This is a genomic window from Acidimicrobiales bacterium, assembly GCA_035540975.1.
GTDB lineage: Bacteria > Actinomycetota > Acidimicrobiia > Acidimicrobiales.
In genome coordinates this window covers 26,036-49,570 of sequence record DATLFN010000034.1, presented here as the reverse complement: position 1 = coordinate 49,570, position 23,535 = coordinate 26,036, and the positions used below count along the sequence as shown (strand labels likewise).

General features: G+C 74.1%; 25 protein-coding genes. 14 read left to right on the top strand and 11 right to left on the bottom strand.

Going from position 1 to position 23,535, the window contains the following annotated elements; genetic code table 11:
- Positions 1-254, top strand: a 254-nt coding sequence (locus VM242_04495; GenBank protein HVM04413.1) for a hypothetical protein, incomplete at its 5' end; no start/stop codon positions are given.
- Between the two features lie 5 nt (positions 255-259).
- On the opposite strand, the gene VM242_04490 is transcribed toward VM242_04495, so the two are convergent.
- The gene (locus VM242_04490) at positions 260-517 is read right to left on the bottom strand and encodes a hypothetical protein (GenBank protein HVM04412.1); all 258 of its coding nucleotides are present in this window, start codon (positions 515-517) and stop codon (positions 260-262) included.
- A gap of 164 nt (positions 518-681) precedes the next feature.
- On the opposite strand from VM242_04490, the gene sufB reads away from it, so the two are divergent.
- From sufB to VM242_04440, 10 genes are all read left to right on the top strand, one after another.
- Positions 682-2,085, top strand: a complete 1,404-nt coding sequence (gene sufB / locus VM242_04485) for a Fe-S cluster assembly protein SufB (protein HVM04411.1) — start codon at positions 682-684, stop codon at positions 2,083-2,085.
- 64 nt (positions 2,086-2,149) lie between these two features.
- A complete protein-coding gene (locus VM242_04480; GenBank protein ID HVM04410.1) occupies positions 2,150-2,500 on the top strand; it encodes a hypothetical protein in 351 nt (116 codons plus the stop codon).
- The gene (locus tag VM242_04475; protein HVM04409.1) at positions 2,497-3,489 is read left to right on the top strand and encodes a hypothetical protein; all 993 of its coding nucleotides are present in this window, start codon (positions 2,497-2,499) and stop codon (positions 3,487-3,489) included. Before VM242_04480 ends, VM242_04475 begins: the two co-directional genes overlap by 4 nt.
- A complete protein-coding gene (locus VM242_04470; GenBank protein ID HVM04408.1) occupies positions 3,486-4,286 on the top strand; it encodes a PhzF family phenazine biosynthesis protein in 801 nt (266 codons plus the stop codon). Before VM242_04475 ends, VM242_04470 begins: the two co-directional genes overlap by 4 nt.
- Before the next feature lie 262 nt (positions 4,287-4,548).
- Positions 4,549-5,700 (top strand): Fe-S cluster assembly protein SufD, encoded by a 1,152-nt coding sequence (sufD, locus tag VM242_04465; GenBank protein ID HVM04407.1) that lies wholly within the window; start codon positions 4,549-4,551, stop codon positions 5,698-5,700.
- Entirely contained in the window at positions 5,697-6,017 is a 321-nt protein-coding gene (locus VM242_04460) for a non-heme iron oxygenase ferredoxin subunit (protein HVM04406.1), read from the top strand. Before sufD ends, VM242_04460 begins: the two co-directional genes overlap by 4 nt.
- Positions 6,014-6,808: a Fe-S cluster assembly ATPase SufC gene (gene sufC / locus VM242_04455; protein ID HVM04405.1), complete on the top strand. Its 795-nt coding sequence runs from the start codon at positions 6,014-6,016 to the stop codon at positions 6,806-6,808. Before VM242_04460 ends, sufC (VM242_04455) begins: the two co-directional genes overlap by 4 nt.
- 107 nt (positions 6,809-6,915) lie before the next feature.
- Positions 6,916-8,859 (top strand): hypothetical protein, encoded by a 1,944-nt coding sequence (locus tag VM242_04450; GenBank protein ID HVM04404.1) that lies wholly within the window; start codon positions 6,916-6,918, stop codon positions 8,857-8,859.
- A gap of 69 nt (positions 8,860-8,928) precedes the next feature.
- On the top strand, positions 8,929-9,729 hold the full coding sequence (locus tag VM242_04445; protein HVM04403.1) for an MBL fold metallo-hydrolase: 801 nt from the start codon (positions 8,929-8,931) through the stop codon (positions 9,727-9,729).
- Positions 9,730-9,796: 67 nt separating this feature from the next.
- Positions 9,797-9,970 (top strand): DUF1918 domain-containing protein, encoded by a 174-nt coding sequence (locus VM242_04440; protein ID HVM04402.1) that lies wholly within the window; start codon positions 9,797-9,799, stop codon positions 9,968-9,970.
- Here the strand turns inward: VM242_04440 and VM242_04435 are convergent.
- The 8 genes from VM242_04435 to sufC (VM242_04400) all read right to left on the bottom strand — a co-directional run bounded on the left by VM242_04435 (position 9,967) and on the right by sufC (VM242_04400) (position 18,851).
- Positions 9,967-12,381: an SGNH/GDSL hydrolase family protein gene (locus tag VM242_04435; protein ID HVM04401.1), complete on the bottom strand. Its 2,415-nt coding sequence runs from the start codon at positions 12,379-12,381 to the stop codon at positions 9,967-9,969. The genes VM242_04440 and VM242_04435 overlap by 4 nt on opposite strands.
- 103 nt (positions 12,382-12,484) lie before the next feature.
- Positions 12,485-13,684: a TRAM domain-containing protein gene (locus VM242_04430; GenBank protein HVM04400.1), complete on the bottom strand. Its 1,200-nt coding sequence runs from the start codon at positions 13,682-13,684 to the stop codon at positions 12,485-12,487.
- Between the two features lie 53 nt (positions 13,685-13,737).
- Entirely contained in the window at positions 13,738-14,769 is a 1,032-nt protein-coding gene (locus VM242_04425) for a L,D-transpeptidase family protein (GenBank protein ID HVM04399.1), read from the bottom strand.
- 100 nt (positions 14,770-14,869) lie between these two features.
- Positions 14,870-16,147 carry an MFS transporter gene (locus VM242_04420; protein HVM04398.1) on the bottom strand — a complete coding sequence of 426 codons (1,278 nt, stop codon included), beginning with the start codon at positions 16,145-16,147 and terminating at the stop codon, positions 14,870-14,872.
- Between the two features lie 13 nt (positions 16,148-16,160).
- The gene (locus VM242_04415; protein HVM04397.1) at positions 16,161-16,349 is read right to left on the bottom strand and encodes a ferredoxin; all 189 of its coding nucleotides are present in this window, start codon (positions 16,347-16,349) and stop codon (positions 16,161-16,163) included.
- Positions 16,346-16,852: an SUF system NifU family Fe-S cluster assembly protein gene (locus VM242_04410; GenBank protein HVM04396.1), complete on the bottom strand. Its 507-nt coding sequence runs from the start codon at positions 16,850-16,852 to the stop codon at positions 16,346-16,348. Before VM242_04410 ends, VM242_04415 begins: the two co-directional genes overlap by 4 nt.
- Positions 16,853-16,866: 14 nt before the next feature.
- Positions 16,867-18,102, bottom strand: a complete 1,236-nt coding sequence (locus VM242_04405; protein HVM04395.1) for a SufS family cysteine desulfurase — start codon at positions 18,100-18,102, stop codon at positions 16,867-16,869.
- Complete coding sequence (gene sufC, locus VM242_04400) at positions 18,099-18,851, bottom strand: Fe-S cluster assembly ATPase SufC (protein ID HVM04394.1); 753 nt, start codon at positions 18,849-18,851, stop codon at positions 18,099-18,101. Before sufC (VM242_04400) ends, VM242_04405 begins: the two co-directional genes overlap by 4 nt.
- A gap of 167 nt (positions 18,852-19,018) precedes the next feature.
- Between sufC (VM242_04400) and VM242_04395 the strand changes: the two genes are divergently transcribed.
- Positions 19,019-21,166, top strand: coding sequence for a glycogen debranching N-terminal domain-containing protein (locus VM242_04395; GenBank protein HVM04393.1), 2,148 nt, complete (start codon positions 19,019-19,021; stop codon positions 21,164-21,166).
- A gap of 40 nt (positions 21,167-21,206) precedes the next feature.
- On the opposite strand, the gene VM242_04390 is transcribed toward VM242_04395, so the two are convergent.
- Together VM242_04390 and VM242_04385 are read right to left on the bottom strand one after the other, a co-directional pair.
- A complete protein-coding gene (locus VM242_04390; GenBank protein HVM04392.1) occupies positions 21,207-21,791 on the bottom strand; it encodes a nitroreductase in 585 nt (194 codons plus the stop codon).
- A 2-nt stretch (positions 21,792-21,793) separates the two neighbouring features.
- Entirely contained in the window at positions 21,794-22,402 is a 609-nt protein-coding gene (locus VM242_04385) for an MBL fold metallo-hydrolase (GenBank protein ID HVM04391.1), read from the bottom strand.
- A gap of 34 nt (positions 22,403-22,436) precedes the next feature.
- On the opposite strand from VM242_04385, the gene VM242_04380 reads away from it, so the two are divergent.
- Both VM242_04380 and VM242_04375 read left to right on the top strand, forming a co-directional pair.
- Entirely contained in the window at positions 22,437-22,895 is a 459-nt protein-coding gene (locus VM242_04380; protein HVM04390.1) for a hypothetical protein, read from the top strand.
- Positions 22,896-23,161: 266 nt separating this feature from the next.
- Positions 23,162-23,374 (top strand): hypothetical protein, encoded by a 213-nt coding sequence (locus tag VM242_04375; GenBank protein ID HVM04389.1) that lies wholly within the window; start codon positions 23,162-23,164, stop codon positions 23,372-23,374.
- Positions 23,375-23,535: the final 161 nt, after the last annotated feature.

Sequence of the window (23,535 nt, the reverse complement as noted above, 5' to 3'; positions counted from 1 at the left end):
GAGCGGGATCGGCGGGGGACGGGTCGGCCATGGGCGTAGCCTGTCACCCCGTGCCGGAGGCCGTGGTGGGGCGACGAGTGGTCGTGACGGGCACCGACGCCGCCGCCGTGGGCGCCGACGTGGCGCGACGGCGCGAGCGGGGCGAGCGGGCGGCCGGGTTCGTCGGCGTCGACGAGGCCCTGGCGCGCGCCATGGGCCAGGAGATGCTCGGAGGCGTCGACGAGGTGGTGGGAGCCGGGAGCGGGAGCGCCTAGCCCAGCTAGCGCGAGACCGGCTCGCCCAGGAGGAGCTCGAGCTCGTCCAGCATCTCGACCAGCTCCTTGCCGGAGAACAGGTCACGCTGGATGGTCAGGGTCAGCCACGTCTCGACCAGCTGCTTGGCGGCCGCGCCGCTCACCGCCCCGTACAGGTCGAAGAGGTTGCTCTGCACCCGGGAGGCGCTGAAGTACGCCTGGTCGGCGGCCGTGGCCCTCCACTGCTCGATGATCTGCTCGGCGGTCTGCTCGGTGGTCTCCATGGCTTCCGTTCAACGTCGGGTGCGCGGGGTCTGTTCCCCACCTTCCTTCGGCACAACCTCCCCTAGACCTTCGCACACCGCGGGATGACCGTGGGGAAACAGATTGTTACTATGACGGTAGGAGAAATTCTGCCGCGCCCCAGTCTCCCAGGAGTTGACGCCCCATGGCCACCACCGACCTCGACCTCGACCGGTACAAGCTCGGCTGGTTCGACCGCGACGTCGAGTACGCATTCACGCCCAAGAAGGGGGTCAACGAGGACGTCGTCCGGGAGATCTCCTGGTGGAAGGGCGAGCCCGACTGGATGACGCAGTTCCGGCTCAAGGCCCTGCGCAACTTCGAGCGCATGCCCATGAAGCCGTGGTTCGCGGTCAACATGCCCGGCATCGACTTCGACGAGATCTACTACTACCTCAAGCCCTCGGGCGAGCAGGTGGACGACTGGGACGACCTCCCGGAGCAGATGAAGGCCACCTACGAGAAGCTGGGCATCCCCGAGGCCGAGCGGAAGTACCTGGCCGGGGTCACCGCCCAGTACGAGTCCGAGGTCGTGTACCACAAGAACCGGGAGGACCTGGAGGCCCGGGGCATCCTGTTCTCCGACATGGACACGGCGATCCGCGAGCACCCCGAGATCGTCCGCCGGTTCTTCGGCAAGGTCATCCCGCCCGGCGACAACAAGTTCGCCGCCCTGAACTCGGCCGTGTGGTCGGGCGGCAGCTTCATCTACGTGCCGCCGGGGGTGAACTGCGAGATGCCGCTCCAGGCCTACTTCCGGATCAACTCCGAGTACGCCGGCCAGTTCGAGCGCACGCTGATCATCGCCGACGAGGGCGCCCAGGTGCACTACATCGAGGGCTGCTCGGCGCCCGTCTACAGCGGCGACTCCCTCCACTCGGCGGTGGTCGAGCTGGTCGCCCTGCCCGGGTCCCGGATCACGTACACCACCATCCAGAACTGGTCGCCCAACGTCTACAACCTGGTCACCAAGCGGGCCCGGGCGGAGGCCGAGGCCCGGGTGGAGTGGATCGACGGCAACATCGGGTCCAAGCTCACGATGAAGTACCCGTCGGTGTACCTTATGGGCCCCAAGGCCTCGGGCGAGGTGCTCTCCGTCGCCTACGCCGGCCCCGGCCAGCACCAGGACGCCGGCGCCCAGATGGTGCACGCCGCCCCCGAGACCACGTCCACCATCATCTCCAAGTCGATCTGCAAGGACGGCGGGCGCACGTCGTACCGGGGCAAGGTGCACGTGGACAAGGGCGCCACCGGCTCCAAGAGCTTCGTCCGCTGCGACGCCCTGATCCTCGACGAGACGAGCCGGTCCGACACCTACCCGTACATGGAGATCAACGAGCGCGACGCCCGCATCGGCCACGAGGCCACCGTCTCCCGGGTCGGCCAGGAGCAGCTCTTCTACCTGATGAGCCGCGGCCTCTCGGAGGAGCAGGCCATGGGCATGATCGTGAACGGCTTCATCGAGCCGATCACCCGGACCCTGCCCATGGAGTACGCGGTGGAGTGGAGCCGCCTGATCGAGCTGCAGATGGAGGGCTCGGTCGGCTGACGGGGGTCTTCCCGGGCCGGCGGCCGCCTCTCGTAGAGGCGGCCGCCCCCGTACCATTGGCACCATGCCGATGCGGGTGAACTGCAAGCACTACGAGACGCGGACGTACCGCAGCGGCGAGACTGTGCACATGTGCCGCCTGGACCTCGCTCCCGAGGCGCCGTGGCGGTGCCCCGACGACTGCCCGAAGTTCGAGCAGCGGGTCTTCGACGCAGGGTGGACGCACGGGAGCCTGGCCCGCAAGAACCTCCCCGTGGACCCCCCCCGGCTGGACGCCGACACGGCCGCCCTCCTGGACGAGGCGGAGGACATCGTCAACGCCGTGGGTGCCGAGGTCCTGGAGGACGTGAAGGAGGACCGGGCCCGCCGGTCGGGCGGCGGGCCCCGCTGGAAGCGGCTGTTCCGGCGCCGTTGACGGCGCCCGACCCGGCGCCCGCCGGCACCGGGGGGAACGGCACGCCGCCGGGCCGGCCGGCCGGCCCGGCCCGGCTGCGCACGCTCGGCCCCCGGGCGCTGCGCCGCCCGGGGGCGTCGCTGGGCGAAGCGGCGGCGGGCGTCGGCGGCGCCCTGGCGGCGGCGGGCACCATCGTGCTGGCCGGCGACTCCTGGGCCTCGACGGGGTCGAGCGCGCCGGGCCTGCTCGTCACCGGCGCCCTGCTGGTGTCGACGGTGGCCGTCCTGACCCGGGTCGAGGGCCCGGCCCGGGCGGCGGCCGTCGCCGCCTCGGGCCTGGCCGCCCCCGCCGTCGCCTTCTTCGCCAACGCCGGTGACGGGTTCCCGTCCCTGCGGGCGACGGCCGCCGTGGCCGCCCTCCTGCTCGCCGTCCTCTACCTCGCCGGGCCCTGGCGGGGGCACACCTTCCACCTCGCCGTGCTCGTCGCCGCCGGCTGGCTGTTCGCCCTCTCCCTCGGGGACGCGGCCCTGGGCGGCTCCTTCCTCGGTGGCTTCGGCACGCTGGCCGACGCCGTGGCGGGCGCCGGGGTGGCGTCCATGGCGACCGGCGTGGTGTACCTGCTCGCCGGCGGGTGGCTGCACGCCGGCGGCCTGGAGGGCATGGCCACCCCGTTCCTCGCCGTCGGCGCCGCCGCCCTGCCGATCGGTACGGTCGCGGCCGTGGAGCCGGACGGCGCCGCCGGGGCGTTCCTGGTCGTCGTCGGCGCCACCACGGCCGTCCTGGGGGCGTGGTGCCGCCGGCGGGGGACGACGTGGGCCGGCGCCGCCGTGTGCGGGGCGGGCGTGGGCGCCGTCGCCCTCGCCGCCGGCTCGGACGGGGTCACCGTGCCCGCCCTGGTGGCCGTCGGCGCCGGCGTGGTGCTGGTGGCGCTGTCCCCGGCGGCGGGGCAGCTGGTGGGCGAGCAGCTGGTGGGCGAGCAGGTCGGCGCCGGCGGACCGGAGGAGCCGTGAGCATCGAGATCGGGTACCGGATCGTCGACGTCTTCTCCGAGCGCCCGCTGGCCGGCAACGCCCTGTGCGTGGTGGTCGACCCCTGCCCGGACCCGGTCCAGCCGGCCATCGCCCGCGAGGTCAACCTGAGCGAGACGACCTTCCCGGTCGTCACCGGCGACGACCGCTACGAGATGCGGATCTTCACCCCGGCCGACGAGCTGCCCTTCGCCGGCCACCCGTCCCTCGGCACCGCCTGGGTGCTCGGCCCCAACCGGTGGACGCAGACCACGTCGGGGGCGACCATCGTCGTCGAGGCCGACGCCACGGGCGCCACCATGGAGCTTCCCGACCCGCCCGTCACCGCCGCCGACCAGGCGGCGGGGGCGGCCGCCGGGGCCCTCGGCCTGCCCGGCGCCGAGGGGGCCTTCCTCGCCGACAGCGGCGGGATGCACCACCTCGTGGTGCCCACCGAGTCCCCTCTCGACCACCTGGCGCCCGACCTCGACGCCGTGGCCGCCGTGGCCCGGTCGGCCGGCGCCCGCAGCATCTGCGCCCTGCGCCGCCTCGACGACGCCACGCTGCACATGCGGGTCTTCCTGCCCGGCATCGGCGTCCCCGAGGACCCGGGCACGGGTTCGGCGGCCGGTCCCGCCGCCCTCGTCGCCCGCCGGCGCTGGGGCACCGACGTGGACGTCACCATCCTCCAGGGCGCCGAGATGGGCCGCCCCTGCCGTATCGAGGTGCACGCCGAGGAGGGCGCCCTCCGCGTCGGCGGCCGGGTGGCGAGCAGCGCGTCGGGGCGCTTCACGCTGTAGAGCCGTCGTTCCCCGGGCGTCGGGCGCCGCCTTCCGGCTGCTGCGGTCCGGAGAACGGTGCGTCGGGGTCCCGTGGTCGTGAGCGGAAGTAGGATGAGCGCCCGGGGGCCCCCGGCGGCCCCTGTCGCGCGAGGAGACCCCGCTGAGCACGTTCACCGCTGACGCTTCGGCCGCCCTGCGCGGCCCGGCCTGGCTCCAGGCGCGCCGGTCGGAGGCGTTCGAGCGCTTCTCGGCGGCGGAGCTGCCCACCGAGGCCGAGGAGGTGTGGCGCTACAGCCGCATCGGCGAGCTCGACCTCGACGCCTTCGCCCCCGTGGCCGGCCCCGCCACCGCCGGCGGCGGCGTCCCCGCCGAGCTGGCCGGCGTGGCCGACGCCGCCGGGCGGCGCTCGGGGCTGGTGGTCCTGCGCAACGGCCGGATCGCCTCGGTGGAGCTGGACCCCGATCTCGCCGCCCGGGGCGTGGAGCTGGGCCCGCTCACCTCGGCCGCCGACGGCGACGACCTGCTCGGGTCGGTCGGCGCGCCCGTCGACGCCTTCGTCGACCTGGCCACCGCCTTCCTCGACGACGCCGTGCTGCTGCGGGTCCCCCGGGGCGTGGTGGTACCCGACCCGGTCGTCGTCCTCCACTGGGTGGACGAGGCGCGCGCCGCCGTCTTCCCCCGCCTCGTGGTGTGCGCCGGCGAATCGTCGCAGGTCCGGGTGCTGGACCACCTGGCGTCGCCCGACGGGGCGGCACCGTTCGTCGTCCCCGTGGTCGAGCTGGACGTGGCCGACAACGCCAACCTCGGCTACCTCTCGGTGCAGGAGCTGGGCCGGGACGCCTGGCAGGTCGCCTACCAGGCCAGCCGGGTGGCGCGGGACGGCTCGCTCGTCTCGAGCGTCGTCGCCCTGGGCGGCAGCTACGCCCGGGTGCGCACCGACTCCCGCCTCCTCGGCCAGGGCGGGAGCAGCCGGCTGCTGGCCGCCTACTTCGGCGACGGCACCCAGGAGCACGACTTCCGCACCATGCAGGACCACGCCGCCCCGAAGACCACCAGCGACCTGCTGTTCAAGGGCGCGGTGGAGGACGAGGCCCACGCCGTGTACTCGGGCCTCATCCGGGTCCGCAAGGGGGCGGCCGGCACCAACGCCGTCCAGACCAACCGCAACCTGGTGCTGGACGAGGGCGCCCGGGCCGACTCCGTCCCCAACCTGGAGATCGAGGAGAACGACGTGCGGTGCGCGCACGCGTCGGCCGTCGGTCCCGTCGACGAGGACCAGCGGTACTACCTGGAGGCGCGGGGCGTGCCGCCCGAGGTCGCCGAGCGGCTCATCGTCCTCGGCTTCTTCGACGACGTGATCGCCGCCGCCCCGGTGGAGGCGCTTCGGCTGCGCCTGCGGGCCGCCGTGGAGGCCAAGGTGGCGGCCCGATGAGCGGGCGCACCGTCCGGCTGTGCGACGCCGACGAGCTGAAGCCGGGCGAGGCGCGGCGGTTCGAGGTGGGCCAGCACCGCATCGCCCTGGTCCGCATCGGCGACGACTTCTACGCCATCGGCGACCGGTGCAGCCACGCCGACTTCTCCCTCTCCGACGGCGAGGTCCTGGCCGAGGACTGCGAGATCGAGTGCTGGAAGCACGGCAGCGCCTTCTCCCTCGAGACGGGCGAGCCCCAGTCCCTCCCCGCCACCAAGCCTGTGCCCGTCTACGACGTCGTCCGCTCCGGCGACGAGGTCTCGGTGAGGCTGCCATGAGCGTGCTGGACATCCGGGGGCTGCGGGCGGCCGTCGGCGGCAAGGAGATCCTGCGGGGCCTCGACCTCACGGTCGGCAGCGGCGAGGTGCACGCGGTGATGGGCCCCAACGGGTCGGGCAAGAGCACGCTGTGCCACGTCCTGATGGGGCGGCCCGGCTACGAGGCGATCGAGGGGAGCATCACCGTCGACGGCCGGGAGCTGCTCGGGCTGCCCACGTGGGAGCGGGCGCAGGCCGGGCTCTTCCTCGCCATGCAGTACCCGGTCGAGGTGCCCGGGGTGAGCCTGGAGGACACCCTGGCCGAGTCGTTCCGGGCCGCCGGCCGCGACCCGGTGGGCGTGGCGGAGCGCGTGGTGGCCGAGGCCGCCCGGGTCGGGCTGCGCCCCGACCTGCTCTCGCGGTCGCTGAACGTGGAGTTCTCGGGAGGCGAGAAGAAGGCGAGCGAGACCGTGCAGCTGGCCGTCCTGCGCCCGGCGTTCGCGGTGCTGGACGAGATCGACTCGGGCCTCGACCTCGACCTCCTCCGGGCCGTCTCCCGCCGGATCGAGGCGCAGACGACCGAGACCGGCCTCGGCGTGCTGGCCATCACCCACTACAACCGGCTGCTCCACGAGCTGAAGCCCGACGTGGTCCACGTGCTGGTGAAGGGCCGCATCGTCGCCTCGGGCGGTCCCGAGCTGGCCGAGGAGCTCGAACGCACCGGCTACGTCGCCTACGGCGAGGACGAGGCGAGCTCCGTCGACGGGATCGGCGCCCTGCCCGACGACCCCTTCGCCGACCCGCTGTTCTGATCCTCCCGCCGGCGAACGGCGCGGGCCTGCGACCCCGGGCACCGTGGGCCCCGTCCCGCGAGGCGACGCCGGCGCGCTGATCCCGCCCGAGCGCGAGGATGGAGGCGGTGGCCACGGCCGGGGGGAGCGAGGTGCGGGAGGCCGAGCCGGCCGGCGTGGCCGGCCCGGGGTTCGACGTCGAGGGGGCGATGGCCGGCCTGTCCGCCGCCATCCGCGAGCACACCGAGGCGGGCGACCGGCGCCGGGCCGCCCTCGCCTGCGCCCAGCTGGGCAGCGTGATCGCCGACTTCGTGGGCAACCAGGCCGCCGCCCGGGCCTGGTTCCTGCGCGCCTCGCGCCTCGTCGAGGACGAGCCGCCGTGCGTGGAGCAGGGCTGGGTGGCCGTCGCCGCCGTGGGCTGCGACGTCGACGACCCCGTCGTGCTCCTCGACCGGGCCGAGCTCGCCCTCGACCGGGCCCGGCGCTTCGGCGACGTGAACCTGGAGACCAAGGCGCTGGCCGACGCCGGGCTGGCCCACGTGCAGGCGGGCCGGGTCGACCACGGGATGGCGCTGTTGGACGAGGCGATGGCCCTGGCGTGCGGGCCGGCCGACGACAACGAGGCGGCCGGCAAGTCGGTGTGCTCGTTCCTGACTGCCTGCTACTACGCCGCCGACTTCGACCGGGCGTCGTCGTGGGCCGACGACCTCCGCCGCCAAGGGCTGATCGGCACCGCCAACCCGGGGCAGATGTTCCTGGCCAGCCACTGCGAGGCGGTGCAGGCGACGCTGCTGTGCGAGCTGGGCCGATGGGGCGAGGCGGAAGCGGTGCTCACCCGCTCCATCGCCGAGATCGAGGGGCGCCTGCGCATGCCCAGCTGGCACCCGGCGATCGCTCTGGCCGAGCTGCGGGTCCGCCAGGGCCGGCTGGCGGACGCCGAGATGCTCCTGCTCGGCAAGGAGAGCCACTTCCAGGCCCTGCTGCCGGCGGCCCGCCTCCACCTGGCGCGGGGCGACTACGAGCTGGCCCGGGCCACCGCCGCCCGCGGGCTGCGGGCCATCGCCGGCGACCGCCTCCGCGCCGCCCAGCTGCTGGCCGTGCTGGTGGACGTGGAGCTGGGGGCGGGTGACGTCGCCGCCGCGGCCGCCGCCTGCGACGACTCGGCGACGCGCGCCGCCGGCCTCGACGTCCCCGGCCTCCACGCCCGCATCGCGGCGGTGCGGGCCCGGGTCCTGGCCGCCCGGGGCGACCGGCCGGCGGCCGTCGCCACCGTCGAGCGAGCGCTCGACGCCCTTCCCGACCATGGAGCGCCAGTGCTCAGGGCCGCCCTCTTGGTCGACCTCGTCCGGCTGCACGACGCCATCGGGAACCGGGCCGCCGCCCAGGTGGAGGCGGCGCGGGCGGCGGCGACGCTCGCCGGCCTCGACGTCGTGCTCCCGGCCGCCGATGCCGAGCTCCTCGAGCGGTACGGCGCCGCCCCTCGGGGAGCGCCTCCCCGGCGCACGGTCGACCTCGCCCCGGACGACCGGGGCTGGGTGGTGTCGTGCGGCGACGTCCGGGCCCGGGTCCCCGACACCAAGGGCGTGCGCTACCTGGTCGAGCTCCTGCGCAGCCCCGGCGTGGAGCGCCACGCCCTCGACCTGGTCGACCGGGTCGAGGGGGTGGCGGCGGACGGGTCCGTGGACCGCCGGCGGCTGGGTGACGCCGGCGAGGTGGCCGACGCCCGGGCGAGGGAGTCGTACCGGCGCCGCATCGAGGCGCTGCGGGCGGAGATCGACGACGCCCTGGCGATGGGCGCCGACGACCGGGCGGTGACCCTCGAGGGCGAGCTGGAGCAGCTGGTCGGGCGGCTGGCCGGGGCGTTCGGGCTGGGCGGCCGCAGCCGCCGGGCCGCCTCGGCGTCGGAGCGGGCCCGCCTCAACGTCACCCGGGCCCTGCGGGCGGCGGCGTCCCGGCTGGCCGAGGCGGTGCCCGAGGCCGGCACCACCCTTGACACCCGCCTGCGCACCGGTCTCTACTGCGCCTACGAACCGGACGACGCCGACGAGGTGCGCTGGGTCGTTCACTGCTGACTGAACAACCCCGCCCTCTCCTGAACGCCGAGGGGTCGAGACCGCTCCGACCACCCAGGAGGTGCCCTGATGGATGCTCCCTACCGCGCCGGGACCGATGTCCACGTGCTCCCGACCCACCTGCCGCTGCCCGGCATCGGCGTGCTGCCGATCAACGCGTACGTGCTCCACGCCGAGGAGCCGGTACTCGTCGACACCGGCCTGGGCTCCGACGGCGACGAGTTCGTCGAGGCCCTGACCTCGGTGGTCGACCCGGCGGCGCTGCGCTGGGTGTGGCTGACCCACGACGACGCCGACCACACGGGCAACATCCAGCGGGTGTTCGAGCTGGCGCCGAACGCCCGGCTCGTCACCCACGCCTTCTCGGCGCTGCGCATGTCGTCGTGGTGGCCGGTGCCGTTCGACCGGGTGCACGCCATCCGCCCCGGCGACCGGGTGGCCGTCGGCGACCGCACGCTGCGGGCCGTGGCACCGCCGCTGTACGACAACCCGATGTCGACCGGCTTCCTCGACGAGGCGACCGGCGCCCTGTTCTCGGTGGACTCGTTCGGGGCCCTGCTCCCCGAGATCACCGAGGACGCCGGCCAGGTCCCCGCCGACGCCCTCGCCGGTGGCATGCAGGCGTGGGCCACGTCCGACTCCCCATGGAGCGCGCTGGTCGACCGCTCGCTGTTCGCCGAGGTGCTCGAAGGCGTGCGCCGCCTGCAGCCGGCGACCATCCTCTCCTCCCACCTCCCGGCCGCGAGCGGGACGTCGCTCGACCGCTTCCTCGAGGTCATCGCCACCGTGCCCGACGCCGAGCCGGCCGTCTCGCCGGACCACGTCGAGTTCAACCACATGATCGCGGCGATGCTGGCGGGCCACCCGTAGGCGCCGCCGTGGTGGGCCCGACTTTCATTACGCTGCGCGGGAGCCGTCGAGCGCAGGAGGTCGGGGCATGAACGTGGGCGACCGGATCGTGGTCGAGTCGGAGAAGGTGGGCTCGCCGCCCCGCCGGGGCGAGATCGTCGCCGTCTCGGGGAGTTTGCTGACGGTCAGCTGGGACACCGGCGACCGGTCGACGTTCGTCCCGAGCGCGGGCTCGCTCACGGTGGAGGAGAGCGCCGGCTAGCTCGTCGCGCCGGCCGACCGCGCCTCGGGCCGGCGGGCGACGTCCTCGACCACCGACCGGCGGGACAGGCCGATGGTCGAGAACCACCCGCCGAAGAAGATCAGGAGCACGGGAAGCGCCAGCTCGCGGGCGGCATCGGCCAGCTGGGTGTTGAGGAACGCCCCCACGGTGTCCGGGCACTCGTCCTCGAGGCTGCAGAACCGGACGGTGCGGAGGTGCCAGCCGACCTCGCGGTCGTCGAACACGACCTGCTGGACGCCGGCCGCCTCCGGGACCGTCGGCCGGATGCGCACGACGCCCTCGTCGAGGATGATGCTCCCGCCCGGCGTCCCCGGCGTCTCGGCGGCCCACGTCCCGTCGGGCCGGGTGAAGCACACCGTCGACTCGGCGACGGCGTCGACCACGAACGACGACCGCTCGTCGAACAGCAGCACGCTGCTGGCGAACGGGGAGACCGTCCGGCCCGCGTCGGGGCAGCCGAGGTCGGCTGGCAGTCCCGCGGGACGGGCGATGAGGGGCCGGGCGCTGCCGACGTTGCGCAGCCGGAACCTGGCGGTGCTGTCGGGCTCGGGGTTGGCCGGCCGCCGGCCGTCCCGGACGTCGGCCACCAGGGTCTCCACGAACGGCGCCAGGAGATCGGCCGTCCGGCGGTGGCCGTCCGGCTTGGGATGGAGGCTCCCGTGGATCCAGTTCCGGGGGTTGACCCGGGCCAGGAACGATCCCTCGACGGGCCCGAAGGTGAGGAAGTTCATGACCGTGTCGTCGGGGCCGTCCCCGTCGCAGATGCGGGCGTTCTCGTAGGCGAAGAGCTGCTCGTCGAAGTAGTTCACGCCGGCGTTGGCCGCCGAGACCCGGATCCGGTCGTTGAGGACGGTGACGAACTCGGAGAGGAACTCGTGCTCGGCGTCGTGGAGCACCGACCACCCGCAGCTGCGCTCGCGCAGCATGAGCGGGTAGGGGATGGCCACGACCGGGACGCCGGGGAGCCGCTCCTTGGCCCTCTCGTACGCCCTGGCGACCTTGGGCCCGACCTGGTCGAGGTTGGCCAGCCACATCTCCCGCAGCGCCTCGCACGACCCGGGCAGCGTGCATCCCTGGCCCACTTCGCCGAACAGGGCATCGTTGCCGCCGATGCTGATGAGCACGACCTTCACGCCCGACACGTCGGTCGGCAGGTTGTCGAGCTGGGGGAGCGCCCCGACGACGTCGGCGGGCGAGTCCGGCTCCTGGCCGGGCGGGGAGTACAGCTGCTCGGCCTTGGCACCGGAGCAGGCGAAGAAGTCGAGGGCCATGTCGAGGCTCCGGGCGACCAGGTACGGGAAGGCGGTCGGGCTCCGGCGGCACTCGTTCTCGCCGTCGCCCTTGACGTTCGTCCCGGCGAAGTAGGAGGGCGCGCCCTCGCCCGAGATGTAGGAGTCGCCCAGGGCCACGATGCGCTCCGGTGCGGTCGGGTTGGGGTTGCTCGGCGTCTCGTCGGTGCGGTCGAGCAGGACCCACACCGAACCGAGGCCGAGGAGGACGACGAGGAACAGGCCCTCGCCCCGCATCACGAAGGAGGCGCCGACCAGCCACACCAGTCCGGCGAGGGCCAGCGCCGGCCAGAACGGCAGCTTGAGACGGAGACCCACCAGCACGTAGGTCCCGACGAGGAAGAGGACGACGCCGACGGCGACCACCGCGGCGGGCGGGATGGGGCGCAGCCCCAGCCGAGGCCATCCCTCGCTCATCGCCATGACGCCGAAGCCCATGGCGACGGCCCCCGAGAACGCGGCCCCGCTGTTGGCGAACTGGCTGGCGAGGACGAAGAGCAGGGCGCCGATCGCCGTCGCCGCCACACCGGCCCACGTCACGGTGCGTGCGTGGTCCGGCTCCTCCAGCGAGCGGCGGAGCCCCCGCCGGCAGAGGACGAGGCCCACGAGCGCGAGCAGGAGACCGATCCCGCGGGACCCGACCAGGGAGCTGACCAGGCCAAGCACGAGCCCGACGGGGACGCCCCAGACCCAGCCCTGGCGCGTGGCCCGCCGCAGGAGCGCGCCGGTCGGGAGGAGCCCGCCGACGAGCAACACGAGCGCGACCCCGGCCAGCCAGGCCGCGTCCCGGGCGAACGCCAGCGCCATGGCGCCCGTGCCGGCGGCGAGGAGGGCGACCGCCCCGGCCAGGAACTGGAGGCGCCAGCGCAGCGCCCACCCCCGGACCCGCTCGTTGACCAGCCACAGGCCGACGGCGGTCAGCAACACGCCGACGACGCCGCCGCGGACGGCCGACGTGTCGACGGCGAAGGCCAGGAGGGCCACGCCGGTGAACACGGCCACCAGCCCGACGGTGAAGAACTCGGCCGGCTTCTCGTCCGTCTTGCGACGGGCCCTTTCGCCGACCCGGTCGAGGCCGGCGATCCGGCCGTTCTCGAGCATCACGGCGGAACGCTACGTCTACGCTCGTCGTCCGTGCCGGGGCGTTCCCGCACCAGGAATCGACCGCCACCGTCGATTCCTGGTGCGAGAACGGTGGGAGGGGTCACCGGTCGAATCGGGCCACCGTCTCCACGTGGAAGGTGTGCGGGAAGGTGTCGACCAGGGCGACGTCGGCCAGCGAGTAGCCCGCGCCGGCCAGCAGCGCGGCGTCGCGCCCGAGCGACGCCGGGTCGCAACTCACGAGCACCAGCCTCGGCGCGGCGGCGGCAGCGAGGGCGGTGACGCCGGGGCGGCCCAGCCCCGACCGGGCGGGGTCGGCCACGACGACGTCGGCGGCCCCGCTGCGGCGGGCGTCCCAGCGGGCGACCTCGACCACCACGACCGAGGCGTCGAGGTCGCGGAGGTTCGCCCGGGCGTCGAAGGCCGCCGCCCGTGCGCTCTCCACCGCGGTCACCCGGGCCCCCGTCGCCGCGCCGAGGACCGACCCGAACAGGCCGGTCCCGGCGTACGCGTCGACCAGATGGGAGCCCGGCCCGAGTACGCCGCCCACCGCCTCCTCCACGGCGGCCACGAGGGCGGCGGCGGCGACGGGGCCGGGCTGGAAGAACGAGTCGACCGAGATGCGGAAGAGCCGCCCCGCCACCTCCTCGTGGACGAACGCCCGCTGCTCCCCCTCGCCCACCACGACGACGTCGTCCGGCACCTCCACGTCCGCGGCCGGGCCGGTCGCCCGCGCCAGCCGCTCGCCCGACGCCACGCCGACGCGCAGCAGCACCTCCTCGGCGCCGGGAAAGCGGCCCGCCACGATCAGCTCCTCGAGGAGCGGGTGGGCGGCCAGGCAGGCGTCGGTCGCCACGGCGTCGGTGCCGCCCCGGCGGCGGTGGCCGGCCCGCCCGGAGGGGGACACGGCCAGCCGGGCGGTGGTGCGCAGCGCCGGGCCCGGGAGCGCGACCGGTCGAGGCTCGGGCGGGTCGGGCAGGCGGCCGATGCGGCGCAGGGCGTCCCCCACGATGGCCGCCTTCAACCGCAGCTGCGCGTCGGGCGCCACGTGCTGCCAGGTGCAGCCACCGCAGCCCGCCGCCACCGCCGGGCACGGGGGCGCCACCCGGTCGGGCGAGACGTCCAGCACGCCGACGGCGACGGCCTTGGCGTAGTCCTTCCTCGCCTCCGTGACGCGGGCCGCCACCCGCTCGCCGGGCAGCGCTCCCTCCACGAACACGACCCGCCCGGCGGCGTCGCGGGCCAGCGCGGCGCCGCCCGCGGCCATGGCCGTGGGCGACAGCTCGAGCTCGACCTCGTCCATGGCTCCCAGTGTCGTCGAGCCGACGGCGGCCGGCGGCCCCCAAGGCCGCCGGCCTAGGGCAGCAGCCCGGGCGTGGTCGTGGGAGCGGTGGTGACGGGCACCGTCGTCGGAACGGTGGTGGTCGTGTCGGTGACGGGCGGGACGATCGCCGGCGGCGCCGTGGTGGTGGTGACGGGGGCGGCCGTGGTGGGGACGGTGGTGGTGGCGGCCGGGTCCTCGCCCGGCACGGGCTCGTCGAACGGCACCGGCGCCCGCGACCCCCCGAGCACGTAGACCGGCGTCCCGACGGGGACGGTGTCGAAGAACCACTTCGACGCCGACATCGGGATGCGGACGCAGCCGTGCGACGCCGGCGCCCCGGGCACGCTGGGCGACCCGTGGATGGCGATGCCGCCGTTGAAGTACAGCGGGTTGTAGAGCTTGCCCAGGCGGCTCACACGCAGCCCGTTGATCTTGCGCAGCACCTTGAACGATCCTCCGGGGGTGACGGCCTTGGCGCACGCGCCGTCCACGCAGTACCGCTTGTTGTTGCCCGTCGACACCGACAGCGTGCGCACCAGCTGACCGCCCTGCCACAGGGCGAGGACCTGCTTGGGGAGGTCGATCTCGACCCGGTCGGGGCCGCCTTCGGCGAACATGGGCCCCGGGAGCTGGGCGGTGGCCAGGGCGGCGATCACGTCGTCCGTCGCCCGGCTGGTGCGGGCCATGCCGGTGACCTTCTGGAACGCCATGACGGCGTGGCCGGTCGTGGCGTCGAAGTTGCCGTCGACGGGGCCGACGTCGTAGCGCAGGGCCGCCAGCTTCTGCTCCAGGGCCAGGACCTCGGGGCCCGAGGCGCCCCGGCCCAGGCCGGGCGGCGGTGCGGTGGTGGCCGTCGTGCCGGGTGCGGGGACGGTGGTGGCGACCGTGGTGGTGGGCGCCGGCGTGGTCGTCGTGGTGGTGGGCGCCGTCGTGGTGGTGGTCGCCCGGCGGACGGCGGCGGCCGGCTCGGGCGGCGGCCCGCTGTAGCTCCGGCAGCTGGTGAGGACCAGCGCGATCACCGAACCGGCAGCGACGAGCTTGACGAGGGGTGCGGCGGCAGGCATTGGCTCGACCGATCGGAGAGGGCGGAGTGGCGTCGACGCCGGTATCACGGCTGCTTTGGACGCCACAGTATGGAAGAACCATTCCAAGAAATCGAACCCGCTACACGCCCGGCGCCGCCTGCGGGACGACGGCCGGCTCGGTGGCCCGGTCGTCGAGTGTGGCGAGGAAGGCGGGCCGGGCGACGCGGATCCACATGACGACGGCGGCGAGGACCAGGGCGCCGCCGATGGTCGCGTCGGCCAGCCCGACCCGGTCCGCCACCACGCCCTGGACCAGCGCGCCGAGCGGGTACACGGTGCCGAGGGCGACGAAGAAGAGGCTGGAGACCCGGGCCCGGTAGGCCTCCGGCGCCCGTACGAGCACGACGGTGCTGAGGCCGGTGAGCACGCCGATGTAGAGGAGGCCCACGAGCCCGAGGGCGGCCACCGAGGTGGCCACCGACGGCGCCAGGGCGTACGCGCACAGCCCGGCGGCCGTGGCCAGGAGGGACGCCACCACCATGCGGCGCCGTCCGAAGCGGTCGGCCAGCGGGGCGACGAGCAGCGCACCGGCCACCGCCCCGACGCCCTGGGCCGTCGTGAGCGCGCCGGTCACGGCCGCCGTGGTCTCCGCGCTGCCCGTCGACACCAGCGCCGCCTTGGCCGGGACGAGCGCGATGAACGGGGACAGGAGGAAGGCGGCCAGCGAGATCAGGACGATGGCCGACCGGCACGCCGGCTCGCGCCAGGCGACGCGGGCGCCGTCGGAGATGGCGCGCCCGAGGCGCTCGGGGGCCGGCGGCTCCCGGGGCGGGACGCGCAGCACGAGGACGGCCGCCACCACGGCCAGGAACGACGCGGCGTTGACGGCGAAGGCGAGGGAGAACGAGCCCACCGACACGACGACGGCGGCCAGGGCCGGCCCCACGACCCGGCCCAGGTTGTACTGGGCCATGCCGAGCGACGACGCGGCGAGCACCTCGTCCCGGGGCACGAGGTCGGGGACGAGCGCCTGCTGGACCGGGAAGAGCAGCGCCGCCATGCACCCGCCCAGGAAGACGACGAAGGTGACGACCCCGGGCGAGGCCCGGCCGGTGGCCGACAGCACGGCCAGCCCGCCGGCGAGGGCCGTCTCCACCAGGTTGCCGACCAGCAGCCACCGCCGGCGGTCGGTCCGGTCGGCGATGGCGCCGCCCACCGGCGAGAGCAGGCCGAGGGGCAGGAAGGCGGCGACCGCCACCAGGGCGGTCCACCCCGCCTTCCCCGTCTGCGCGGTGACCAGGGCGCCGACGGCCACCGTCTGCATCCACGTGCCGATGTTCGACACCAGGCTCGACGACCACAGGAGGGCGAAGTCCCGGTGGCGGAGCGGGCGGAACGACGAGCCGAGGAACCGCACGGCGCCGGGGCGGTCAGGCGGAGAGCTTGACGGCGCGGGTCGGGCAGCGCCGGGCGGCGTCCCGGACGGCCCGCTCGAGCGACGGCGCCGGCTCGTCCTGCGTCACGGCGCCGGCGCCGGCCCGGACCTCGAAGACCTCCGGCGCGATGCGGGCGCAGATCCCGTTGCCCTGGCAGCGCAACGGGTCGACGACGACCCTCACCCGCCGGCGCCCGCCCCCGCCGCCACGGCGTCGTCGAGGCCCTGCTGGAGCGTGTTCCACGACAGGGTGGCGCACTTGATGCGGACCGGGAAGCGGACCACCCCCTGGAGCGCCTCCAGGTCGCCCAGCTGCACGGCGTCGCCGTCCCCCGCCCCGGTGGCGCCCGCCGGCTCCGGCTGCCCGTCGGCGTCCAGCCGCTGCTCGTGGATCGACATCATCCCCTTGAAGGCGCGGATCACGGCCCGGGCCTCCGCCACCGTCCGCCCCTTCACGGCGGCGGACATCATCGACGCCGAGGACTGGCTGATCGAGCAGCCCTGGCCGCCGATCTTGAGGTCGGCGACCACGCCGTCCTCGACCACCAGGTACACCACGATCTCGTCGCCGCACAGCGGGTTGTAGCCCTCGACCCGGAGGGCGGGCGGCGACTCCAGCTCCCCACGGTTCCGCGGCGACCGGTAGTGGTCGAGGATGATCTCGCGGTACAGGTCTTCGAGGCCCATGACGGTGGTGCTCCCTAGCAGAAGAGGTCGGACGTGGCGTCCAGGGCGTCGGCCAGCGCGTCCACGTCGGACTCGTCGTTGTAGACGTAGAACGACGCCCGCGCCGTGGCGCCGACGCCCAGCCGCCGCATCAACGGCTTGGCGCAGTGGTGGCCGGCCCGGACGCACACCCCGGCCTGGTCCAGCACCTGCGAGATGTCGTGGGGGTGGACGTCCTTGTAGGCGAAGGAGACCACGCCGCCCCGCTGGGCCGGCTCGGACGGTCCGAAGATCCGCAGGTCGTCGCCGTGGCGGGCGGTGAGCGTGCGCATGGCGTAGGCGGTGAGGCGGACCTCGTGCTCCCGGACCGCCTCCATGCCCAGGCCCTGGAGGTAGTCGATGGCCGCGCCCAGGCCGATGGTCTCGGCGATGGGCGGGGTGCCCGCCTCGAACTTCCAGGGCAGCTCGTTGGGCGTGAACCCGTCGAGGCGCACGTCGCGGATCATCTCGCCGCCCCCCAGGAACGGGGGCATGGCGTCGAGCAGCTCCTCGCGGCCCCACAGCACCCCGACCCCGGTGGGGCCGAGAAGCTTGTGACCGGTGAAGGCGAAGAAGTCGGCGCCCAGCTCCGTCACGTCGGTGACCAGGTGCGGCGCGTACTGCGCCCCGTCCACGACCACGACGGCGCCCGCGGCGTGGGCCGCATCGGCGATCCGGCGCACGGGGGTGAGCGTCCCGAGAACGTTCGACATGGCGGTGATGCCCACCAGCCGGACCCCGTCCACCAGGCGGTCGAGGTCGGCGAGGTCGAGGTGGCCGTCCTGCCCGAGCGGGATGTAGCGGAGCTCGAAGCCGAGCTGCTCCCTGAGGATGAGCCAGGGCACCAGGTTGGCGTGGTGCTCGATCTCGCTCAGCAGCACGGCGTCGCCGGGCCTGAGGTTGGCCCGCCCCCAGGAGTGGGCGACGAGGTTGAGGCACTCGGTGCCGTTCTTGGCGAAGACGATCTCGCGCGACGAACTGGCCCCCACGAACCGGGCCACCTTGTCGCGCGCCTCTTCCATCAGCCGGGTGGCCTGCTCGGCGATGGTGTAGACGCCCCGGTGCACGTTGGCGTGGGTCGTCTCGTAGTAGTGGTCCATGGCGTCCAGGACGGCCTGCGGCTTCTGCGACGACGCCGCCGAGTCGAGGTACACCAGCGGGCGGCCGTCGGCCTGGGCCCGGTCGAGGATGGGGAAGTCCTTGCGGATGGTGGCGACGTCGAGGCCGGTCATCGTACCGCCCGCCACGCCTCGTAGCCCTCCGCTTCCAGCCGCCGGGCCAGCCCCGGCCCCCCGCTCTCGACGATCCGCCCGTCCACCATGATGTGGACCCGATCGGGGGTGAGCGCGTCGAGGATGCGCTGGTAGTGGGTGATGAGCAGCACGCCGAGGTGGGGCCGGGCGGACCGGACCTCCTCCACGCCCCGGGCCACGATGCGGAGGGCGTCGATGTCGAGCCCCGAGTCGGTCTCGTCGAGGATCGCCACGTCGGGCTCGAGGATGGCCATCTGGAGGACCTCGTTGCGCTTCTTCTCGCCGCCCGAGAAGCCCTCGTTGAGGTGGCGGTCGCCGAACGACGGGTCCATGTCGAGCTTCTTCATCCAGTCCATGATCGCCAGCCGCAGCTCGAGCACCGACAGGTCGATGCCGCGTCGGGCCGACAGCGCCTGGCGCAGGAACTGGATGACGGGGACCCCCGGGATCTCCTCGGGGTACTGGAAGGCGAGGAAGAGCCCGGCCTTGCCGCGCACGTCGGTGGGCCACTCGGTGACGTCCTCGCCCTTGTAGACGATGCGCCCCGACGTGACCTGGTAGTCGGGGTTGCCGAGGATGGTGTTGGCGAGGGTCGACTTCCCCGACCCGTTCGGCCCCATGATGGCGTGCACCTCGCCGGGAGCCACCGCGAGGTCCACGCCCCGCAGGATCTCCGTGTCCTCGACGGCGACGTGCAGGTCCTCGATCGACAGAACGGGCTCAGCCACGACCGAATTCTATTACCACTACGCGGGTAGTGGAAATGGTGGTCGCCGCCGCAACCGGAGGTTGCTCGGCGAGCCCCGTCGGGCGGGGAGGGCCGGCGGAGCCGGCCCTCCCCGCACTGTCGTTCATCGGCGCCGGGCTGGCGCAGGGTTGGCCTAGCCTCGCTCTTGTGGCGGAGGGGTGGAACTTCACGGGCGAGAGCGTGGCCCTCGGGTCGCACGACGGCATCGTCACGCTCGTGCAGGGTTCCGCCTTCTGCATCTCCGGGCGGTCGGGCGACCTGGTGGGCGGGGCGGCTCACGGGCTGTTCTTCAGGGACAGCCGCTTCCTCTCCCGCTTCGAGCTGCGCATCAACGGCCAGTCCCCCGAGCCGCTGGCGGCCACCACGAGCGACCCGTTCAGCGGCGTCTTCGTGTCCCGCACGCGGCCCCGGTCCGGACAGGCGGACAGCACGCTGCTGGTGCTGCGCCACCGGTACATCGGCCGGGGGATGCGCGAGGACCTGGTCATCCGCAACTTCGCCGACGAACCGGCCTACTGCGCGGTGGAGTTCGTGATGGACGCCGACTTCGCCCACCTCTTCGACGTGAAGGAGGGCCGCGCCGGCACCGACCCCGACCGCGAGCTGGAGGTGTCCGAGGAGGGCGGCGCCCTGGTCTTCCGGGTGCGCAAGGGGGCGTTCCGGCGGGGCGCCAAGGTGTCGTTCAGCCAGCGGGCCCAGATCGGCACCGGCCGGGCCATGTTCGAGGTCATCGTCCCCGCCCGCTCCGAGTGGACGACGTGCACCCAGCTCACCCCCCTCATCGACGGCGAGCCCATCGAGCCCCGCTACCCGTGCGGGGAGCCGGTGAGCCGGGCCACGCCGGTCGAGCGCATGGCGCGGTGGCGCAAGCAGATGCCCGCCGTGCACACCAACCACGAGGGCCTGCGGCGGGCGGTGCGGCACAGCGCCGAGGACCTCGGCGCGCTGCGCATCTTCGACCCCGACTTCCCCGAGCGGGCGGTGGTGGCGGCCGGCGCCCCGTGGTTCATGACCCTGTTCGGCCGCGACTCGATCCTCACGGCCTGGATGGCGCTGCTCGTCGACCCCGACCTCGCCCTGGGCACGCTCCAGACGCTGGCCCGCTTCCAGGGCACCCGCGTCGATCCCCGCCGGGACGAGGAGCCGGGGAAGATCCTCCACGAGATGCGCTTCGGCGAGGCGGCGTCGCTCTCGCTGGGCGGCGGCCACGTCTACTACGGGTCGGCGGACGCCACGCCGCTGTTCGTGATGCTGCTGGGGGAGATGCGCCGGTGGGGGCTGGCCGGCGAGATCGTCGACCAGCTGATGCCCCACGCCGACCGGGCCATGGAGTGGATCGAGGAGTACGGCGACCGGGACGGCGACGGCTACGTCGAGTACCAGCGGGCCAGCGACCGGGGGCTGGCGAACCAGGGCTGGAAGGACTCGTGGGACGGCGTGCGCTTCGCCGACGGCGAGGTGGCCAAGCCGCCCATCGCCCTGTGCGAGGTGCAGGGCTACGTCTACGGCGCCTACCTGGCGCGCATGCACTTCGCCACCGAGCAGAGGGACACGGCCACCGCCGAGCGCTACCGGGCCAAGGCGGCGGAGCTGAAGGCCAGGTTCAACCGGGACTTCTGGCTGGAGGACAAGGGCTGGTACGCCATCGCCCTCGACGGCCGGAAGCGGCCGGTGGACTCGCTGGCGTCGAACATGGGCCACTGCCTGTGGACCGGCATCGTGGACAAGGACAAGGCGCCCCTGGTGGCGGAGAGGCTCATGTCGCCCGAGATGTTCAGCGGGTGGGGCGTGCGCACGCTGGCCACCACCATGGGCGGCTACAACCCGATCAGCTACCACTGCGGGTCGGTCTGGCCCCACGACAACGCCATCATCGCCGCCGGCCTCATGCGCTACGGGTTCGTCGAGGAGGCGCAGCGGGTCGTCCTGGCCATGCTCGACGCCGCCCACAGCCAAGGTGGGCGGCTCCCGGAGCTGTTCACCGGCATGGACCGGTCGGAGTACCCCGGCGTGGTGGGCTACCCGACGTCGTGCCAGCCCCAGGCGTGGTCGGCGGCCGCGCCGCTGATGTTCCTGCGCGTGCTGCTGCGCCTCGACCCGTGGGTGCCCCACGGCCTGGTCTGGGTGTCGCCCGCCCTGCCGCCCGAGATCCGCCGCCTCAAGGTGGAGCGCATCCCCCTGGCCGGCCGGCGCGTCGAGGTGCTGGCCGAGGACGGCAACGTGAAGGTCGAGGGGTTGCCGAACGAGGTGCGGGTCATCACCGAGCCCCGCGACCCCCTGACCGCCACCGAGTAGTGCTTCGACCTCGTTCGTTCCGAGCAGGGGCGGCCGCTCGTCAGCCGGCGGGCGGCTCCCACCGCTCCACCAGGCCGGCGGGGTCGGGCCGGCGACTGCCCTTGGCGTCGCCCTCGTGGGGGGTGCCCAGGTACAGGAAGCCGACGATGGCGTCGTGCTCGCCGAGGCCGAGAGCGGCCTTCACCCGCGGGTCGTAGGCGGCGTCGCCGGTGCGCCACATCGAGCCGTAGCCGAGCGCGGTGGCGGCCACGAGGACGTTCTGGGCGGCGGCCGCGGCGGCGGCGAACTGCTCGACCCAGGGGATGGTCTCGCTGTGGCGGTGGACGGCACCCACCACCAGCACGAGCGGCGCCCGCCCCAGCTTGGTCCGCTCCTTGTCGAGCTGGCCGGGCGTGGGCTGGGCGCCCACCGCCTCGCAGCGGTGGAGGTAGGCGTCGGCCAGCACCTGCCCGAAGGCGTCCTTGGCATGGCCCTGGAGGATCACGAACCGGAACGGGCGCAGCTCCCCGTGGTCGGGCGCGGCGGCCGCCGCCTCCAGGATGCGGCTGAGGTCGCGGCCGGCGGGAGCCGGTTCGGTGAGCCGGCCGGTGGAGCGGCGGGCGAAGATGGCGTCGAGGGCGTCCACTGCTACCAGCCCCTCGCGACCCACTCGTCGAGGTGGGGGCGCTCGGTCCCGATGGTGGTGTCCGCGCCGTGGCCCGGCATCACCACGGTGTCGGCGTCGAGGGGGAGGAGGCGCTCCGAGATGGACCGGATGATGGCCGGGAAGTCCCCGTAGGGAGGCCGGGTGGCGCCGGGGCCGCCAGGGAAGAGGGTGTCGCCGGCGAAGAGGACGAGGTGGCCCTCGAGGACGAAGGAGGTGGACCCCGGCGTGTGGCCGGGCGTGAACACGGTGCGCAGGCGCAGGCCGCCGACGTCGAGCACCTCCCCGTCGACCAGGGCGAAGTCGGCGTCTCCGGAGCGGAGCATGAAGGCGTCGGCCGGCGCGATCCCGACGGGGAGCCCGGCCGCCCGCACGCCGGGCACGGCGGCGACGTGGTCGTGGTGGCCGTGGGTCTGGAGGACCCGCCCGACGCCGAGCCGGCGGCACATGCGGACCAGCTGGGGGGCGTCGTCGGCGGCGTCGAGGAGGACCGCCTCGCCCGTCGCCTTGCAGCGCAGGACGTGCACGTTGGTCGAGAGCGGCCCCACGACGACCCGGTGGATCTCGGCGCGGTCGTCCTCGTGGTGCAGCACGGGGCGAGACCGTAGCCCGCGGTACTGTCCGCCAATGGTCGTGATCTACGGCGTGATCGTCGTGGCGATCGTCTTCGCCATCGCCGCCGTGGTCGTCGGTCGGGAGGCCCGCCGCCTCGACGCCGTACCCCCCCAGCCCACCTTCGACCTCGACGAGGCCGTGCAGTGGGTGGCGGAGAACCTGCCCTTCGAGGTGAGCGCCGTCCTCAGCTACGACGACGTCCGGCGCATCATCGACTGGAACCTGGAGTACTTCCGCATGAAGGGCGTGTCGGGGAACGGCCACTCGCCCCAGCCCGACGGTCCCGTGGTGGTCGGCGGGGCGGAGACGGTCGACTACGTGCTCACCCGGGCCGAGGCGGTCGGGTCGCCCTACACGGCCACCCAGGTCCACGCCGTGCTGGACGCCCAGATGAGCTATCTGGAGGCGATCGGCGCCATCGGCCCCGAGGCGCCACCCGACGAAGCGGCGGGCGGAATGGCGCGCGCATGACGGGTTGCGATGTGGTTTCATGGGCGTACCAGAGAAAGGAGGTGGTCCAACTGCACAGTCAACGTTTCGGGACCCTGGAGGTGGCTGGCCGCTGACGCGGCAGCTGGACCACCCGGCGAGACCCAGCCAGACACCGCCTGAGCACCCGGGTCGGAGCATGGTCCCTTCCGACGACGTCCGAAGCTCGGGTCCTTTCCAGTGATGTTCGAGACGAGGGAGCGCTCCGGCGCTCCCTCGTCGCCGTCCCCGGCCCGATCGGGGGCGGCATGACCGGCGAACCGGCCCGTCCGGCCCGGTTCCGCCACCACCGGTGGCTGGGCGACAAGCGGGCCATGGTGGTGCACGACCTCGGCGCGGCCGGGCCCGCCTGCCGGCTCGACGACCTCCTGGCGTCGGAGCGGTTCGCCACCTTCGGGCCCGACTCGCTGCCCGAAGCCCGCAACCGCGGGTACCGCCCGTGCCGGCGGTGCACCGGCTGACCTTTCCACGTCGTTCGTTCGCTCCGCTCACTCCGTCCGGTCGCGTCGGATCGCCGGTCCGCAGCCGCAGAGGCCGCCTCCGGCGAGTGCGGCCACGGACCACGGACCCGGCGCGGCGAACGCGTCGAACCGGTCCGGTCGGTACGAGGGACGGCGCGAAC